Source organism: Croceicoccus sediminis, assembly GCF_007570835.1.
Classification (GTDB): Bacteria; Pseudomonadota; Alphaproteobacteria; order Sphingomonadales; family Sphingomonadaceae; genus Croceicoccus; species Croceicoccus sediminis.
In genome coordinates, this window is sequence record NZ_SUNC01000001.1 from 1,513,473 (window position 1) to 1,528,432 (window position 14,960).

The following is a 14,960-nucleotide window of genomic DNA, read 5'->3' on the forward strand; positions in this document are numbered from 1 at the left end:
AACCCGGCCCCGATGCGGCTTGTTCCCTGAACCATCGCTTGCGGCCTCGTTCACACCCCCTCGAACTTTCGATGCCGCGATTTTGCAAGGCGCCCGATGAAGGCTTTCATCCGGCTCGAAATCGCTCTAGTCGCGCACCGACATGGCACAACCTCCGATCCTTTCATGGGAAGGCCTAGGCCTGCAGCAGGGTGGCGGCTGGCTGTTCGGCGGCCCCGACAGCACCACCGCGTCCGGCGGCCTCGACCTTCATATCGGTCCACGCGACCGGCTTGCGCTTATCGGCCGCAACGGCGCGGGCAAGACCACGCTGCTCAAACTCATCGCAAACGAGATCGAGGCCGACCGCGGCAAGCGTTCGATCCAGCCCGGCGTAAAGATCGTGACGCTGGAACAGGAACCCGACGTCGCGAAATACGAAACGCTGATGGACTACGCACTGTCGGGCAAGGACGCGCCGCAGCAGTACGAGGTCGAAGCAATCGCCGGACAGCTCGGCATCGACATGTCCCGCAACGCGAAAAGCGCCAGCGGCGGTGAACGCCGCCGCGCCGCGATTGCGCGGGCGCTGGCGATGGAGCCGGACCTGATCCTGCTGGACGAGCCTACCAACCACCTCGACCTTGCCGCGATCGACTGGCTCGAAGGCTGGCTCAACCGCTACAACGGCGCGTTCGTGGTGATCAGCCACGACAGGACTTTCCTGACCCGCCTGACCAACGCGACACTCTGGCTCGACCGGGGCAACTTGCGCCGCAAGGAAATCGGCTTTGGCGGGTATGAGGCCTGGGAAGAACAGGTTTATGCCGAAGAGGCGCGTGCCGCCGAAAAGCTGGACGCGAAGCTGAAGCTGGAGGCCCACTGGCTGCAACGCGGCGTCACCGCGCGGCGCAAGCGCAACATGGGCCGCCTTGAAAAACTGCACGAAATGCGCGCGCAGCGTGCGGCCATGATGTCCCCGCAAGGCGCGGCGAAGCTGGCGGTGGTGGCCGATGACACCAAGACCAAGTCGGTGATCGCTGCGGAACACGTGACGAAGTCTTTCGGCGCCGGAGAAAACCAGCGCACGATCATCAAGGACTTCAACCTTCGGATCCAGCGGCAGGACCGCATCGGCATCGTCGGCGCGAACGGCGCGGGGAAGACGACGCTGCTGAAAATGCTGACCGGAGAGCTTGAGCCCGACAGCGGCACGATCACGCTGGCGAAAACGCTGAACGGCGTGATGATCGACCAGCAGCGCAGCTTGCTCAGCGACGAGAAACGGCTGCGCGACATCTTGGCCGAAGGCGGCGACTGGGTCGACGTGCGCGGGGTGCGCAAACACATTCAGGCGTATCTCAAGGACTTTCTGTTCGACCCGTCACTGGTCGATGCGCGGGTCGGCACGTTGTCGGGCGGCGAGCGTTCGCGGCTTTTGCTCGCACGTGAATTCGCGCGCACCTCGAACCTGCTGGTGCTGGACGAGCCGACGAACGATCTCGACCTCGAAACGCTGGACATGCTGCAGGAAGTGATCGCCGACTATGACGGCACCGTCCTGATCGTCAGCCACGACCGCGACTTCCTCGACCGGACGGTCACGATCACGCTGGGCCTTGATGGCACCGGCACGGTGGACGTGATCGCGGGCGGCTATGCCGACTGGGAAGCAAAGCGCAAGAAGCCGACGGGACAGGCGAAAGAGGCGAAGAAGGCCTCGGCGCCAACACCCCCTCCCCCGCCGCAGAAGAAGACGAAGCTGTCGTACAAGGACCAGCGCGACTACGACCTCCTGCCCGGCCGGATCGAGGAAATCGAAGCCGCGATCATCGCGGACGAGGCGGCGCTGGCCGATCCCGATCTCTACGCCAGCGATCCGGCGAAGTTTGCGAAGTTGACCAAGGCACTGGAAGACAAGCGCGCCGAAAAGGACGCGGCGGAAGAACGCTGGCTGGCACTGGCCGAAGAGGTTGAGGGGCTGGACGGCTGAGGTCCCCCTGCCACGGGTGACAAGGTCGACACTGCAGACCTCGACCGCCGCGCGGTACAGCACCGAGCCGGAACCGGCTCCGACTTATGCGCCCGCTGCGGCCTCACCCGCCTCGTCTGGGCCGAGCATGTCGACGACATCACCGACTGCATCGGACAGGAACAGCGCATCTGGCGCGGGCGACGGGGATGGAAGTTTCCCTTAATGAAAAGGCCCAGCCGGAACGGGCAGACCTGTTCGAGATTGGCGCTTGTTTCGCAGTGGAAGCGAAGCAGGACCCCGGATCGAGTCCGGGGCGACGAGGGGTGCGGTATGGCTGCTTTTGGTGGGAAGCGGACTTTGCCGTTTTCATCGTCCAATGTCAGCTAACGCCCGCGAAAGCTGCCTTCGGTTTAACGCCTCAACTGTTCGGCTGATTGTAAAACACCGCCGTCATAACCACATTAGGGTTAGCTACCTGTCGCAATCGACGGTCCAGGGCGTTCAATAGAGAAACGCCATTTCCTTCCCTTTCGCCTCTTAGCCGCAGCCGTGGCCAATCCCGGCTGGCTGCACTTCGCGCAAAAGGAATGTCCGATGACCAATTACGGCAAGATCAAATGGTACAACAGCGGCAAGGGTTCCGGTACCATTCTACCGGAAAAGGGTGGCGATGCCCTTCCGTTCCGCAAGTCCGACTTGCAACAGGAAGGCCAGGAGCCCCAGACCGACCAGCGCTATAGCTACGAAACGAGCGAGGTCGACAATGGCCAGAAGCGCGCCGTCAACTTGCGTCAGCAGGGTGAGAGCCAAGTAGTCGAGGAGCAGGCGCACGCCCAACAGGGCTGATTAGCGTTGATGGCTGGGGGCGATCCTCCAGCCATCGCTCCCATGAAGGCGTTACTCCAATGAACCTGAACCAACTTCTGCACGATCATCAGCGGGCTAAGCTGAATGCCCAGCGAGCTCCATCGCGCGAGGATTGCGAGACTTATTCCGATATTATCGGTCATTCCGCAATGCTCATCGCGGATTGGCGTCGTGCCAAGGGTTTGTCGAACATTGGCTGGCCGCAAGATGAGCGGCTCAAGGACGGATGCAGACCATGACGACCTTACCTGAAGCCTCCGCAAATGCCGGAGATGGTCGCTGGGAAAACGAAGGCGGTGCGCTGCCGCCTCGAACTCTTCCCCCATTGCCCGACGGCATCACTGCAATTTCGGTCACGCATTATCGGGTAGGACCATACACTTACACCAACCTTGACGATGCGATGGCCGAATATCGGCGACAAACTCCAATGGCCGATAAAGAAGGTTCTCGGATCTCACCCGCCTCTATGCGCAAAGGATAATATGCCAGACCCAATAAAGTTCGTGCTGTTCCAGCGCGGCGACAGTTCCCAGGTAGCGTGTCAGGTTTCCCAAGTTCTTTACGTGACCAAGGCGGACCACGGCGCAACGCTGCATTTCGGCGGCAACTCTCAGGTCAACGTCAAGCAGAGCTTCGATGAGGTTCTGGTGCAGTTGGCGAACATCTGATCGGAATGCCGGAGCGCTGGTTCACAACCAATGACGGATGTGAACAACGAGTATCGGCGAATGAACAGATCGGTAATACTGCCACTTTGCAAGCGAGAAGCGGTCGAAATGTGCCGCGCAGCCCGCGTTGGCATTTACGATAGCGAACAGCTCAATCAGGTCTCGACCCGAATTTATTGCAGGACCGGAACGGGAGCGGACGAGTTGCGACGACAGCTATCCACCCCAATGTCGGACATGGGGCCGGTCTGACAGTCACGTCCGCAACTGTACCGCTAGCCGACAACCCGCACTGTGCTCATCCCCCTCACACCCCCAGCCGGACTTTCTCCGCCGCGATCCACTGGTCGATACGCTTGTCGAGAAGGGCGAGCGGCATATCGCCGTCGAGCAGGAGCGTGTGAAAACGCTTGATGTCGAAACCATCGCCCAGCGCCGCGCGGGCGCGTTCGCGGCCTGACAGCCAGGCGTTCTGGCCGATCTTGTAGCTGCACGCCTGCCCCGGCATCGTGATATAGCGTTCGATCTCGTTGCGGGTCTGGTTGTCGGGATAGCCCACGGTCGATCCGAAATAGTCGATCGCCTTTTCCCGGCTCCACCGTTTCGAATGCAGCCCCGTGTCGGTCACCAGGCGCGCCGCGCGGTAGAGCCACGACTGCAACGCGCCTGCACGCTCCAGCCCATCGTACATGCCCAGTTCGTCGGCCAGAATCTCGCTGTAAAGCGCCCATCCTTCGGAATAGGCGCCGATATACTGGTTGCGCAGCAAGAGGTGCAGGTCGTCGTTCCCGGTCAGGAGGCCGGTCTGCAAATGGTGCCCCGGCAGCCCTTCGTGAAAGATGATCGCGGGCAGCGTGTAACGCGGCCAATCGTTCATGTCGTAGAGGTTGAGAAAGAACGTGCCCGGACGCGTCCCGTCGGGCGACGGCGACTGGTAATAGGCGGTCGACGCACCGACCTCGATCGCGACCGGCACGCGCTGCACTTCCAGTGCCTGCGGCGGAAGCTGCGCGAAAGCGGGGCTGACCTGCTCCCAGCTTTTCTCGACCCGACCGGTCAGCCAGTCGATGATCTCTTCCCGCCCCGCTGGGCTGTCCGCGAACAGCTGGTCGGGCCGCTTATTGAGCGCCATCAGCCGCTCACCCACCGTGCCGCCGGTCATGCCCGCGGCGGTGAGTTCGGTATCGAGCTGGGCCAGAAGGTCGGCCACCTGTTCCAGACCGATCTCGTGGATCTCGTTCGCGCTGAGGCCTGTCGTCGTGTAATAGGCCAGCGCATCGGCGTAGAGCGCGTCGCCGTCTGGCACGCGCCACACGCCGTCGCCTTGCCGGGTGCGCGGCTGCAGCCGGTCGACCAGCGCCTTCTGCCGCGCCAAGGCCGGATAGATCGCGCCTTCGAGGATAGCGGCGGCCCGTGCCGCCCAGTCACCCGCGATGCCCTTTTCCGCCGCGCGCCTGGCCAGCGACTGCACCATCAGCGCGTCGGCAGGCTTGGTCGCCACCATCTCGCCCAGCGAGTTCGACACGTGCGCCAGCGACCAGTCGGGCGCGGCGAACCCGCGCGCGGCCTCGCTACGCTGAAGCTCGCTCTCGTTGTCGAGCGCGTAGGCGAAGCTGTCGAGCCGGGCGAGATAGGCCTCTGCGTCCCCAGCCGTCTCGACGGGGTGCACGCTGTCGAGAAAGTCGGGGATCGAACCGTAAAGCCCGTCCTGCTGCGTCAGGACATAGGGCGTGCCGATGTGCGCAAGCCCGTGGTTGCGGGCGTGCAACCGGGAATCGAGATCGAATTCGACGATGCCGGCATGGACCTGCCCCAGATCGCTGAGCCCGTCGGTAGGGACATCGTCCAGCGCCTGCTTCCTCCGTTCGGCATGATCCCAGCCCGCAACGCGCCCCGCCATGCCCCCGCTCGCCAATTGCGAACGGGCCCAGGCATAGGAACCGGTGTCGAGACCCATGTAGGTCAGTTCCGCTGGGTTGAGCCGGAAATCGCCCCACAAGATCCGGTCCATCACCCGTTCGAACTGCGCCTTTGCGCCGCTGTCGGTTGCGGTGGCGGCGATCGCACTGCCGCTGCCCGATGCCAGAAAGGCGGCGGCCGCGCCGGAGCCGAGAAATTGCCTGCGATGCATCGTGTCTTTCCTCAGGAACCTCGTTCGCGCGCGATGAAGGCGTCGACGCGCTTGTCCAGCAGGTTCAGCGGCATCACCCCTTCGAGCAGGATATCATGGAACCGGCCCAGCACGAACTTGTCGCCCAGCTCGCGTTCTGCCCTGGCGCGCAATTCCATCCACTTGTTCTGGCCGATCTTGTAGCTGCACGCCTGCCCCGGCATCACGCAATAACGCTGCGTTTCGCCCAGCGAACGATCGTAGGTCAGGCCGATCGTGTTCTGGAAATAATCGGTCGCCCTGGCCAGGTCCCACCGCTTGTAATGAAGGCCCGTGTCGGTCACGAGCCGCGTTGCGCGGTAGAGCCACGATTGCAGGCGGCCGATCTGCTCAATATCGGTATACCCGCCCAGTTCGTTCGCCACCTGCTCCGCGTAAAGGGCCCAGCCTTCGCCATAGGCGGACAGGAAATAGTTCTTCAAAAGCAGCGGCAGATCCTCTGCCTGCTGCATCAGGCTGAGGTGCAGGTGATGGCCTGGCACGCCTTCATGATAGTTCAGCGCGGGCAGGAAGAACCTGGGCCAGTTGGCCGTGTCCTTGAGGTTGATCCAGTAAATGCCGGGGCGCGATCCGTCGAGCGAGGGGCGATTGTAGTAACCACCCGACGCACCGTCCTGAATCGCCTCGGGCACGGCGCGGATTTCCAGCGGCTGGGTCGGCAGAGTGTTGAAGGCCTGCGGCAGCTTTTCCATCATCGCCGCGGTCTGCGAGTTGAGACTTTCCAGCAACTCCGCCTTGCCCTCTGGCGTGTTGGGGTAAAGCTGGTCGGGCCGCTTGTAGAGTTCGGCAATGCGCGCACCGACCGGTCCCTCGGTCAGCCCTGCGCTTTTGAGCAGGGGGTCCAGTTCGGCATGGATTTCGGCCACCTGGTCAAGGCCGATCTGGTGGATTTCTTGCGGCGACAGATCGGTCGTAGTGAACAGCTTAAGCGCGTCGGCATAGATTTCCTCACCGCGCGGCACGCGCCAGATGCCGTCGCCTGCCGGCGTTTCGGCTTTCAGCGCGCGCATCGCCTCTGACTGACGGGCAAGCGCGGGATAGACGCCGCTTTCCAGGATTTGCGCCGCGCGTGCGGCCCAGTCGCCCTCGATGCCCTTCTCCGCCGCCCGCGTGGCGAGCGAGGAGACCATGTCGTTTTCCGCTGGTTTTCCAGCCATCAAAGCGTCGATCTGCGTCGCCGTGATCTCCAGCGACCAGGCCGGCGGAAGATAGCCGCGCGCGCCTTGCGACTTCTGGTATTCCGTCTCTGCGTCAAGCTCGCCCGCGAAGGCATCCAGACGGTCGAGATAGGCCTCCGCATCGTCGCGCGTTTCCACCGGATGGGTGGTGTCCAGCATGACGGGGATGGAGACGTAAGCCCCCCTGCGGTGTTCGACGACGAAAGGCGTGCCGACGCTGGGCAGGCCAAATTTGCTGCCCAGCAGGCGTTTTTCCATCATGTCGATCGCAACGGCGCGCTGGGTCTGCTTGTTCTGGGTCAGACCGGCTTCGGGAATGCGCTTCATGTTGTCGAGCATGTTGGCCGCATGGACCATCTGGGCCTTCGTGCCGCCTTCGCCATAATTGTCGATGGCATGGCGCGCCCATGCGAAGCGGCCATCGTCCAGCCCGGCGCTGGTCAGCCATTCGGGGCTGAGCTGCATGTCGCCCCAGAACGCCGCGTCAAGTACGGTGTCGAGCTGCGATGCGGCATCGGCCTGGGCAAAGGCGGCGCGCGGCGCGGCGGCGGCAATGGCCGCGACGGAAGCGGAGGCGATGAACTGGCGGCGATGCATTGTGGTGCGACTTCCCGGTGGCCTTGGTTTCAATCGCAACCATGTGCCAGCAAGGGCGGGCACGCTCAAGCAAAAGCGCCCCGCCCATCCCGTTCAGATGCGATAATAGTCGGCGACCCGGTCGAGCGCGAGACCCAGCACCAGCTTGCCGCTGCGCGCCGGCCAGGCCAGCGCCTTTTCCGCGTCCGGCAGGCTTTCCCCGGCACAGGCCACGCGCCATAACACGTCGGACAGTCCCGGCCCCGCCTGAGCCGTCGCCTCGTCGAAACGGCGCTTGGCCGCCATCTGGCGTTCCGAGGGCGTGAGGTCCGCATCGCGCTTGCCGCCATCGACGCGCACCGGGTTCCAGCTCATCGTGATCGACGGGGCAAGCTGCGCCCGTTCCCAATCGGCGCGCAGTCGTTCGCCCGCATCGTGCTGGCGTTCCGACAAGTGACCGCGCGCATAGAGCCAGGAAAGCGGGCTTTCGCGCAAGTTGACGGTGACGCTGCGCCCACGTTTCGGCGCACCGCCCTTGTATTTGGCAGATGTGCGGCGCGGCCCCTCGCTCGTCAGTTCGCGCGTGGCGTAGTGCGCGCCTTCGGGATGGGTGGTGTCGGGCTGGCTCATCCGGTGATTCTCCCTTCTGGACAAGATGTGCCCACTCCTTGCGTCGCGGTTCATCTTGTAGGAAAATAACACCAGATAGGTTATTCGCAGACATCATTCGCAAACTGGGCCATCCCGATGATCAACCGCATCCGCGCCATCCGCAAAAGCAAGGGCATGACCCTGTCCGACCTTGCCGCCGCCTGCACCCCGCCCACCACGCCGCAAACGATCGGGCGGCTGGAAACCGGCACGCGCACGCTGTCGATCGATTGGCTGAACCGCATCGCCGCGGCCCTTGGGGTCGAGCCCGAATCGCTGCTGACAAGCGAGGCGAAGGCCCCGCCTATGGTCGTCGCGCGTCTGGGGGCCGAAGGGCCCGAGCCGCTGACCCGCCCGCGCGAAGCCGTGCCGCCGCAGGTCTTGCTGGGCGACGATCCGATGGGGGTTCTGGAAATAGACGTGGCGCAGGGCGAATACCGGCCGGGCGACCGGCTGTGGCTGCGCGAGTTGAAACCGGACGAAACCGCTCAGGCGATCAATCGCGACGTGCTGGTCCCGCGTCCGGGCGGGCGTTTCGCGTTCGGGCGGCTGATCGATCGCGACGCGAACTTCGTGGCGATCCTGCCGCCAGGTGCCGGGCAACGCCAAGCCGTGATCAAGGACCCGGCCTGGGTTGCGCTTGGCGTCATGCTTGTGCGGATGCTCTAGGCGTCTTCCGTCTCGACCAGCTTGCGCAGGACAGCGATGCGCTGACGCGCCTGGTCGTGATTACGCTCGGGATGGTCGCGCATCTCTGCCAGCAGGTTCTTCAGCTCTGCCCGATAGCGGTTATCATGTGCCATTCTCGGCCTCCTTTCCCATTTGGAAGCCGAGTTTAGCACAGATACCCCTCGTGCGGGAAACCGCTCCGCCGCACGGGCAGAGCGGATCGCCCGTCAGATCTCTCCGCGGGCGATCTTTTCCTGCCTGTCCGTCGCGCTTTCCTGCGGGACGAAACTGTTCGAATTGACCTTCAGCCAGATCAGGATCGGCGCCGCCATGTAGATCGACGAATAAGTACCGACGAAGATGCCGAACGCGATCGCGGCGGCAAATCCGAACGTCGTCGCAGGACCCAGGAACATGAGCGCGAGCAGGACCATGAGCGTCGTCATCGAGGTCATGATCGTGCGCGGCAGCGTTTCGTTCACCGACAGGTCGAGCAGCTCTTCCATCGGCATCTTGCGATACTTCTTCAGGTTCTCGCGGACGCGGTCGTAGACGACGATCGTATCGTTCAGCGAATAGCCGATGATGGCCAGAATGGCCGCCACGATGTTCAGGTCGAATTCCATCTGGGTCAGCGCGAAGAGGCCCAGCGTCAACGTCACGTCGTGAACCAGCGCGAACAAGGCGCCCACACCGAACTGCCATTCGAAGCGGACCCAGATGTAAATCGCGATGGCGATCATCGCGGCCAGAAGCGCGAGCATGCCGGTTTCGAACAGTTCGCTCGACACCTTGCCCGACACCGAATCGACGCCGTCGATGCGGACGCCGGGATAATTGGCCTCCATCTCGCCGACGATCGCGTTCGTCATCTGGTCGGCAAGGTCCTTGACCTGCACCGCGTCCTTGCCTTCGGGCAAGCGCATGCGGATCGACACCTCGTTCGGCTGTCCGAAACGCTGGATGATCGGCGCGCCATAACCCAGGCCCGCGATATCGTCGCGCAATTCGGCAACGGGTGCCTCGGTGCTCTCGACGAACGTGGCGCGGATCATCTGGCCGCCGACGAAATCGACGCCCAGGTTCAGACCGTTGGTCAGCACCGCGCCCCAGCTCGCCGCCATCAGGATCAGCGAGATGATATAGAACGGCAAGCGCCAGCGAAGGAACTTCACGTTGGTGTTGTCGGGGACGAGTTTCAGGAGTTTCATGTGCGTCCCTCCTTATATGTTCAGGTCGCTGGGGCGATGTTTGCGCAGGTAACCTGCCACCCACATGCGGGTCATCGTCACGGCGGTGAAGACCGAGGTCACGATACCGATGATAAGAACGATCGCGAAGCCGCGGATCGGGCCCGAACCGAACAGGAAGAGCAGCACGCCGGCGATCACGTTGGTGACGTTGGCGTCGATGATCGCGCGCTGCGCCTCGCGGTAGCCCACTTCCACCGCCTGCACGACGCGGCGGCCGCGTCGGCGTTCCTCGCGGATGCGTTCGTTGATCAGCACGTTGGCGTCGACCGCCGTACCGATGGTCAGAACGAAGCCTGCGATACCCGGCAAGGTCAGCGTGGTTCCCAGCAGCGCCATGATGCCCAGGATGATGAGCACGTTGAGGAAAATCGCGGCATTCGCATAGAGACCGAAACGGCCGTACGTCGCGAACATGAAGGCCAGCACGGCGGCGCCGCCGATCATCAGGGCAAGAACGCCCTTGCGGATCGAATCGGCACCAAGGTCAGGCCCGACGGTGCGTTCTTCGACAATCTGAAGATCGATGGGCAGCGCGCCCGAACGCAGCGAGATGGCCAGCGCATTGGCGCTGTCCACGGAAAACCCGCCCGAAATCTGCGCCGATCCGCCAAGGATCGGTTCGTTGATATTGGGCGCGGAAAGCACTTCGCCGTCAAGGATGATGGCAAAGGGCTTGCCGACGTTGGCCGTGGTCAGCGCGGCGAACTTGCGGCCGCCTTCCTGGTTGAAGGTGATGTTGACGACGGGCGTGCCGTTCTGGTCGTAACCCTGCTGCGCATTTGTCAGCTGATCGCCCTGGATACCGCCAAGGCGGCGCACGGCGATCGCGCCCTGCTGGCTCGCGTCGGGAGCGAAAGGCAGGATCTGGCTTCCGGGGGGCACGATGCCCTGGGCGATGTCGGTCGGCAGCGCGGTCTGGTCGACCAGCTTGAATTCCAGCTTCGCGGTCTGGCCCAAAAGCGCCTTCAGCGCCTGAGGATCGTCGAGACCCGGCACCTGCACGACGATGCGGTCGTCGCCCTGGCGAATGATGGTGGGTTCGCGCGTGCCCAGTTCGTCGATACGGCGGCGCACGACGTCAGTCGCGGTGTCCATCGCGTTTTCGACGGCCTGGTTCAGGCCGACTTCGGTGGGCTCGAAAATGAAACGCTGACCGTCGACGACGTTGATCGTCCAGTCGCGCTGACCGGTAAGGCCCACGCCCTCCGTCATCGGCAGCAGGACTTCGCGGGCTGCGTCGACCTGGCTTTCATCTTCGACCATGAACGACAGGCGGCCGTTCGCGGTGGAGATGTCGCCGATCGCAATGGAAGGATCGGCATCGCGCAGGGCGCGGCGCACTTCCTCTTCCATCGCCTCGAGGCGAAGCGAGCGGACTTGCGCGGTGTCGGCTTCCAAAAGGATGTGGCTGCCGCCGGCAAGGTCGAGGCCGAGGTTGATTTCGGGGTCGGGCAGCTGGGACGGCCAGCGTTCACCCGCCAGCATCGTCAGCGACGGCAGGGCCAGGAACACGCCCGCAAGCGTGAGGCCCCACAGCCAGATGCGTTTCCAGCGTGGAAAATCGAGCATTCGCGTTAACTCAGTCGTTGGCCGGTGCCGAACCGCCCGGGGGGATCACGTCGCCGATGGTGGACCGCACGGCCTTTACCTTGACGTTCTGGCCCAGGTCGATGTCGACGTAATGTTCGTCCAGCTTGACGATCTTGCCGACGAGACCGCCGGCGGTAACCACCTTGTCGCCCTTCTGCAGGCTGGCGATCTTGGCCTGGTGGGCCTTGTGCCGCTTCATCTGCGGACGGAACACGAGGAACCAGAAGATGACGCCCATCGCGAGAAGCGGCAGGATCTGCACCCATCCGGGAGGGCCTCCGGCAGGGGCGGCGGCGGCAAGTACGAGCATGGTGCTGGACATGGAAGGCCTTCGTCTTGTTGTGACGGCTTGAATAGGATCGATCGGCCGCCAGACAAGAGCAAAGCATCAAGGGCAACCGGTCAAGCCCGCGCGCCTAGCAGCATTGCATTTAAGTGGCAATGGAGCGGCGGGGCCGGACCGCCCGCGAGCGACACGCCGAAGCGGCGCAAGGCGTGAAGCCCTGCGCGCCAGCATGTCGAATGATGTCTTGTGAAAGACTGGTCGGGACGAGAGGATTCGAACCTCCGACCCCCACACCCCCAGTGTGATGCGCTACCAGGCTGCGCTACGTCCCGACCGGAGCGCGCCCTATAGGCCTGCCTTTTTGGCGATGCAACCCGTTGTTGCGCCCTTCGTCGCACAGCCGCGATTTTGCCGTCCCTGCGCCCCGTTGCACCCGGAAAACTCGCCGGAAACTGCCAGAACGCGCCCGTCGGCAGGTACTCTTGAAAGGATTCTGCAAGACCTTCTGGCCTATTCCAAGGGAAACACACGCCCGGAGTTCCCGTGAAAGGAATCGTCTTCAACCTGCTCGAAGAAGTGGTCACAAGCGACCATGGCGACGACGCGTGGATCACGCTGATCGAGGGGACCGGCGTTTCGGGCATCTACACCTCGGTCGGCAGCTATCCGGACGAGGAGCTTTACACGCTTGTCCAGGCGTCGGCAGAGGCGCTGGACCTTTCGGTGGACGAGATGCTGCGCGTCTTCGGGCGCAAGGCCATGCCGCTTCTGGCGCAGCGCTATCCGGTCTTTTTCGAGGACCAGACATCCTCGCGCAGCCTGATCCTGTCGCTGAACGACATCATCCATCCCGAAGTGCGCAAGCTCTATTCAGGTGCGGGCTGCCCGCATTTCCATTTCCAGCAAGGGTCCGACGGGCGACTGGTGGTCGGCTACCAATCCCCGCGCAAGTTGTGCCAGCTGGCCCACGGCTTCGTTGACGGCACCGCCGACCATTTCGGCGAAGCGGTGCGCATCGAACACGAGATGTGCATGAACCACGGCGATCCCGTCTGCCGGATGGGGATCGAATGGCTGTCATGAAGCCCGGCAGCACCGGCAACGGATGCAGTGAAGCGAACGATGCCGAAGCGCGGATCGCGCGGCTGGAACGGCAGGTCCTGCGCGAACGCATGGCCCGTATCGAGGCCGAGGCGATTGCCGAAAAGGGCCTGCGCGACCTGTTCGAATCGACCCGGCGCATCAGCCTGCTGCAGAAGATCACCGAGATCGCCAACAGCTCGAACGAGGTGAACGCCTCGATCAAGGCCGCGCTGGATGAGGTTTGCTGCACGCTGGGCTACGACTTTGGCAACGCCTTCATGCTCGACGGCGAAAACCGCATCTGCGCCTGCGACACCTGGTTCGTGCAGGAACCGCAGGATTTCGCCCGGCTGGTCGCGGTATCGCGCAAGGCCGAGTTCGAAGTAGGCCAGGGCCTGCCGGGCAAAGTCGTGGCGTCGGGCGACATCGTCTGGACGCGCGATCTCTATTCGATCAGCGGCTGCACGCGCGGCAAGGAAGCGGACGCCTGCGGCCTGGCGTCTGCCTGCGCCTTTCCCGTCCGGGTCGAAAACGAAATCGTCGCCGTGCTGGAATTCTTCGCCCGCAAGCCGGTTCACGAGACCAAGGAGCTGAGCTGGCTGATGAACCAGATCGGCACGCAGCTTGGCCGCGTCATGGAACGCCAGCGCGCGTGGTCGCTGCTGCAGACCGCGCGGCACGACACGCTGACCGGCCTTCCCAACCGCGCGATCCTGGCCGATCGGGCCCAGGCGGTTTTCGCATCCCTGCCGCCCGACAAGTCCGGCATGGCGATGCTGGTACTCGACCTCAACGGGTTCAAGGCCGTGAACGACCGCCACGGTCACCATTCCGGCGACAAGCTGCTGACCCTGGTTGCGGCGCGGCTGGGCCGGGCGATCATGAGCTGGCAGGAACATCACCGGCTGGGCGCAAAGACTCTGCTGGCGCGGACCGGGGGAGACGAATTCGTCCTGATGCTGCACGGCCACCTCGATCCGAAATCGCTGAGCTTCCTGGCCGAGACGATCCACGACCGCCTCGCCCCGCCATTTCGGATGGGCAACACTTCGCTGAATGTCGGGGCCTCGGTCGGAATCGCCACCGGCACCACCGTGCACGAAAGCCACGATCACCTTTTGCGCGATGCCGATCTTGCGATGTACGAGGCCAAGAAGCTGGGCCAGAGCCGGACGGTCATGTTCACGCGCGAGCTGGGCACATCGGTTCGCCGCGCCCGCCAGCTCGAAGGCGAAGTGCGCGATGCCGTCACGAAAGGGCAGTTCCAGCTGCACTACCAGCCGATCTTCAGCCTTGGACCCAATACGCGCATCTGCGGGTTCGAGGCGCTGCTCCGCTGGAACCACCCGATGCGCGGCTTGATCGGGCCGGATGAATTCCTGGCCTGCGCCGAAGACATCGGCGCGCTGTCGACGATCGGCGAATGGGTACTTTACGAAGCCTGCGCCGCGATCGCCCGCATGCCGCCGATGGGCTATGCAGACGATGCGCCGTTTGTGTCGGTCAACATCGCGCCCGAACAGTTTCTGCTGCCCAATTTCGTCGACCAGGTGAAGAGCGCGTTGAACGGGGCAGGCGTTTCGCCGTCGCGCCTGAAGATCGAGATTACCGAGAACGTCGCCATCATCGACGCTGCCGCCGCCGCCGCCGTTCTGACCGAAATCCGCCAGTGGGGCGTGAAGGCCAGCCTCGACGATTTCGGGACGGGCTATTCCTCGCTTTCGTACCTCCACCAGATGCCGCTCGATTCGCTCAAGATCGACAAGAGCTTCGTCGCTGCGTTGCACGAACCCAAGAACGTGAACATTATCCGCGCCATCGTGGACCTTGCCCGCGACCTCGAACTGACCATCATCGCCGAAGGGATCGAAACCGGCGAACAGGCCCGCATTCTGGCCAGCTTCGGTTGCCAGCTGGGCCAGGGCTATCTTTTCGGCAGGCCCCGCGCGCAGTGGGACATCTTCGGCCTGCTGGCCGCCTGAGCACGATGGCGCAAGGTCGCCTCGTTCAGG

General features: G+C 63.6%; 15 protein-coding genes and 1 tRNA gene. 8 read left to right on the forward strand and 8 right to left on the reverse strand.

Annotation, left to right across the window (positions count from 1 at the left end; genetic code table 11):
* The first annotated feature begins 142 nt into the window (after positions 1 to 142).
* The 5 genes from FAX90_RS07185 to FAX90_RS07210 all read left to right on the forward strand — a co-directional run bounded on the left by FAX90_RS07185 (position 143) and on the right by FAX90_RS07210 (position 3,492).
* Complete coding sequence (locus FAX90_RS07185; protein ID WP_144096588.1) at positions 143 to 1,972, forward strand: ABC-F family ATP-binding cassette domain-containing protein; 1,830 nt, start codon at positions 143 to 145, stop codon at positions 1,970 to 1,972.
* A gap of 576 nt (positions 1,973 to 2,548) precedes the next feature.
* Positions 2,549 to 2,800 (forward strand): S1 domain-containing protein, encoded by a 252-nt coding sequence (locus FAX90_RS07195; protein ID WP_144096589.1) that lies wholly within the window; start codon positions 2,549 to 2,551, stop codon positions 2,798 to 2,800.
* A gap of 59 nt (positions 2,801 to 2,859) precedes the next feature.
* On the forward strand, positions 2,860 to 3,060 hold the full coding sequence (locus FAX90_RS07200; protein ID WP_144096590.1) for a hypothetical protein: 201 nt from the start codon (positions 2,860 to 2,862) through the stop codon (positions 3,058 to 3,060).
* The gene (locus tag FAX90_RS07205) at positions 3,057 to 3,305 is read left to right on the forward strand and encodes a hypothetical protein (RefSeq protein WP_144096591.1); all 249 of its coding nucleotides are present in this window, start codon (positions 3,057 to 3,059) and stop codon (positions 3,303 to 3,305) included. Before FAX90_RS07200 ends, FAX90_RS07205 begins: the two co-directional genes overlap by 4 nt.
* Before the next feature lies 1 nt (position 3,306).
* Positions 3,307 to 3,492 carry a hypothetical protein gene (locus tag FAX90_RS07210; RefSeq protein WP_144096592.1) on the forward strand — a complete coding sequence of 62 codons (186 nt, stop codon included), beginning with the start codon at positions 3,307 to 3,309 and terminating at the stop codon, positions 3,490 to 3,492.
* A 307-nt stretch (positions 3,493 to 3,799) separates the two neighbouring features.
* Here FAX90_RS07210 and FAX90_RS07215 read toward each other — a convergent pair whose 3' ends face one another.
* The 3 genes from FAX90_RS07215 to FAX90_RS07225 form a co-directional block, all read right to left on the reverse strand.
* A complete protein-coding gene (locus FAX90_RS07215; RefSeq protein WP_144096593.1) occupies positions 3,800 to 5,623 on the reverse strand; it encodes a DUF885 domain-containing protein in 1,824 nt (607 codons plus the stop codon).
* 11 nt (positions 5,624 to 5,634) lie between these two features.
* Positions 5,635 to 7,437, reverse strand: coding sequence for a DUF885 domain-containing protein (locus FAX90_RS07220; protein WP_144096594.1), 1,803 nt, complete (start codon positions 7,435 to 7,437; stop codon positions 5,635 to 5,637).
* A 93-nt stretch (positions 7,438 to 7,530) separates the two neighbouring features.
* On the reverse strand, positions 7,531 to 8,046 hold the full coding sequence (locus tag FAX90_RS07225) for a DUF6456 domain-containing protein (RefSeq protein ID WP_144096595.1): 516 nt from the start codon (positions 8,044 to 8,046) through the stop codon (positions 7,531 to 7,533).
* A gap of 117 nt (positions 8,047 to 8,163) precedes the next feature.
* Between FAX90_RS07225 and FAX90_RS07230 the strand changes: the two genes are divergently transcribed.
* Positions 8,164 to 8,736, forward strand: a complete 573-nt coding sequence (locus FAX90_RS07230) for a helix-turn-helix domain-containing protein (RefSeq protein ID WP_144096596.1) — start codon at positions 8,164 to 8,166, stop codon at positions 8,734 to 8,736.
* Here FAX90_RS07230 and FAX90_RS16550 read toward each other — a convergent pair.
* From FAX90_RS16550 to FAX90_RS07250, 5 genes are all read right to left on the reverse strand, one after another.
* A complete protein-coding gene (locus FAX90_RS16550) occupies positions 8,733 to 8,870 on the reverse strand; it encodes a hypothetical protein (RefSeq protein ID WP_170234892.1) in 138 nt (45 codons plus the stop codon). The genes FAX90_RS07230 and FAX90_RS16550 overlap by 4 nt on opposite strands.
* A gap of 93 nt (positions 8,871 to 8,963) precedes the next feature.
* The gene (secF, locus tag FAX90_RS07235) at positions 8,964 to 9,947 is read right to left on the reverse strand and encodes a protein translocase subunit SecF (RefSeq protein WP_144096597.1); all 984 of its coding nucleotides are present in this window, start codon (positions 9,945 to 9,947) and stop codon (positions 8,964 to 8,966) included.
* A gap of 12 nt (positions 9,948 to 9,959) precedes the next feature.
* Complete coding sequence (gene secD, locus FAX90_RS07240; RefSeq protein ID WP_144096598.1) at positions 9,960 to 11,558, reverse strand: protein translocase subunit SecD; 1,599 nt, start codon at positions 11,556 to 11,558, stop codon at positions 9,960 to 9,962.
* 10 nt (positions 11,559 to 11,568) lie between these two features.
* Positions 11,569 to 11,901 carry a preprotein translocase subunit YajC gene (yajC, locus tag FAX90_RS07245; protein WP_240704765.1) on the reverse strand — a complete coding sequence of 111 codons (333 nt, stop codon included), beginning with the start codon at positions 11,899 to 11,901 and terminating at the stop codon, positions 11,569 to 11,571.
* A 219-nt stretch (positions 11,902 to 12,120) separates the two neighbouring features.
* Positions 12,121 to 12,197: transfer RNA gene (locus tag FAX90_RS07250), tRNA-Pro, on the reverse strand.
* Between the two features lie 211 nt (positions 12,198 to 12,408).
* On the opposite strand from FAX90_RS07250, the gene FAX90_RS07255 reads away from it, so the two are divergent.
* A complete protein-coding gene (locus FAX90_RS07255) occupies positions 12,409 to 12,948 on the forward strand; it encodes a heme NO-binding domain-containing protein (RefSeq protein WP_144096599.1) in 540 nt (179 codons plus the stop codon).
* The gene (locus FAX90_RS07260; RefSeq protein ID WP_144096600.1) at positions 12,936 to 14,930 is read left to right on the forward strand and encodes an EAL domain-containing protein; all 1,995 of its coding nucleotides are present in this window, start codon (positions 12,936 to 12,938) and stop codon (positions 14,928 to 14,930) included. The genes FAX90_RS07255 and FAX90_RS07260 overlap by 13 nt, the downstream gene beginning before the upstream one ends.
* Positions 14,931 to 14,960 lie beyond the last annotated feature (30 nt).

Coding starts and splice junctions, on each gene's coding strand:
- yajC (WP_240704765.1), bottom strand. CDS start 11,901: ATGTCCAGCACCATGCTCGTACTTGCCGCCGCCGCCCCTGCCGGAGGC.
- FAX90_RS07215 (WP_144096593.1), bottom strand. CDS start 5,623: ATGCATCGCAGGCAATTTCTCGGCTCCGGCGCGGCCGCCGCCTTTCTG.
- FAX90_RS07220 (WP_144096594.1), bottom strand. CDS start 7,437: ATGCATCGCCGCCAGTTCATCGCCTCCGCTTCCGTCGCGGCCATTGCC.
- FAX90_RS07205 (WP_144096591.1), top strand. CDS start 3,057: ATGACGACCTTACCTGAAGCCTCCGCAAATGCCGGAGATGGTCGCTGG.
- secD (WP_144096598.1), bottom strand. CDS start 11,558: ATGCTCGATTTTCCACGCTGGAAACGCATCTGGCTGTGGGGCCTCACG.
- secF (WP_144096597.1), bottom strand. CDS start 9,947: ATGAAACTCCTGAAACTCGTCCCCGACAACACCAACGTGAAGTTCCTT.
- FAX90_RS07225 (WP_144096595.1), bottom strand. CDS start 8,046: ATGAGCCAGCCCGACACCACCCATCCCGAAGGCGCGCACTACGCCACG.
- FAX90_RS07200 (WP_144096590.1), top strand. CDS start 2,860: ATGAACCTGAACCAACTTCTGCACGATCATCAGCGGGCTAAGCTGAAT.
- FAX90_RS07185 (WP_144096588.1), top strand. CDS start 143: ATGGCACAACCTCCGATCCTTTCATGGGAAGGCCTAGGCCTGCAGCAG.
- FAX90_RS07195 (WP_144096589.1), top strand. CDS start 2,549: ATGACCAATTACGGCAAGATCAAATGGTACAACAGCGGCAAGGGTTCC.
- FAX90_RS07210 (WP_144096592.1), top strand. CDS start 3,307: ATGCCAGACCCAATAAAGTTCGTGCTGTTCCAGCGCGGCGACAGTTCC.
- FAX90_RS07230 (WP_144096596.1), top strand. CDS start 8,164: ATGATCAACCGCATCCGCGCCATCCGCAAAAGCAAGGGCATGACCCTG.
- FAX90_RS07260 (WP_144096600.1), top strand. CDS start 12,936: ATGGCTGTCATGAAGCCCGGCAGCACCGGCAACGGATGCAGTGAAGCG.
- FAX90_RS16550 (WP_170234892.1), bottom strand. CDS start 8,870: ATGGCACATGATAACCGCTATCGGGCAGAGCTGAAGAACCTGCTGGCA.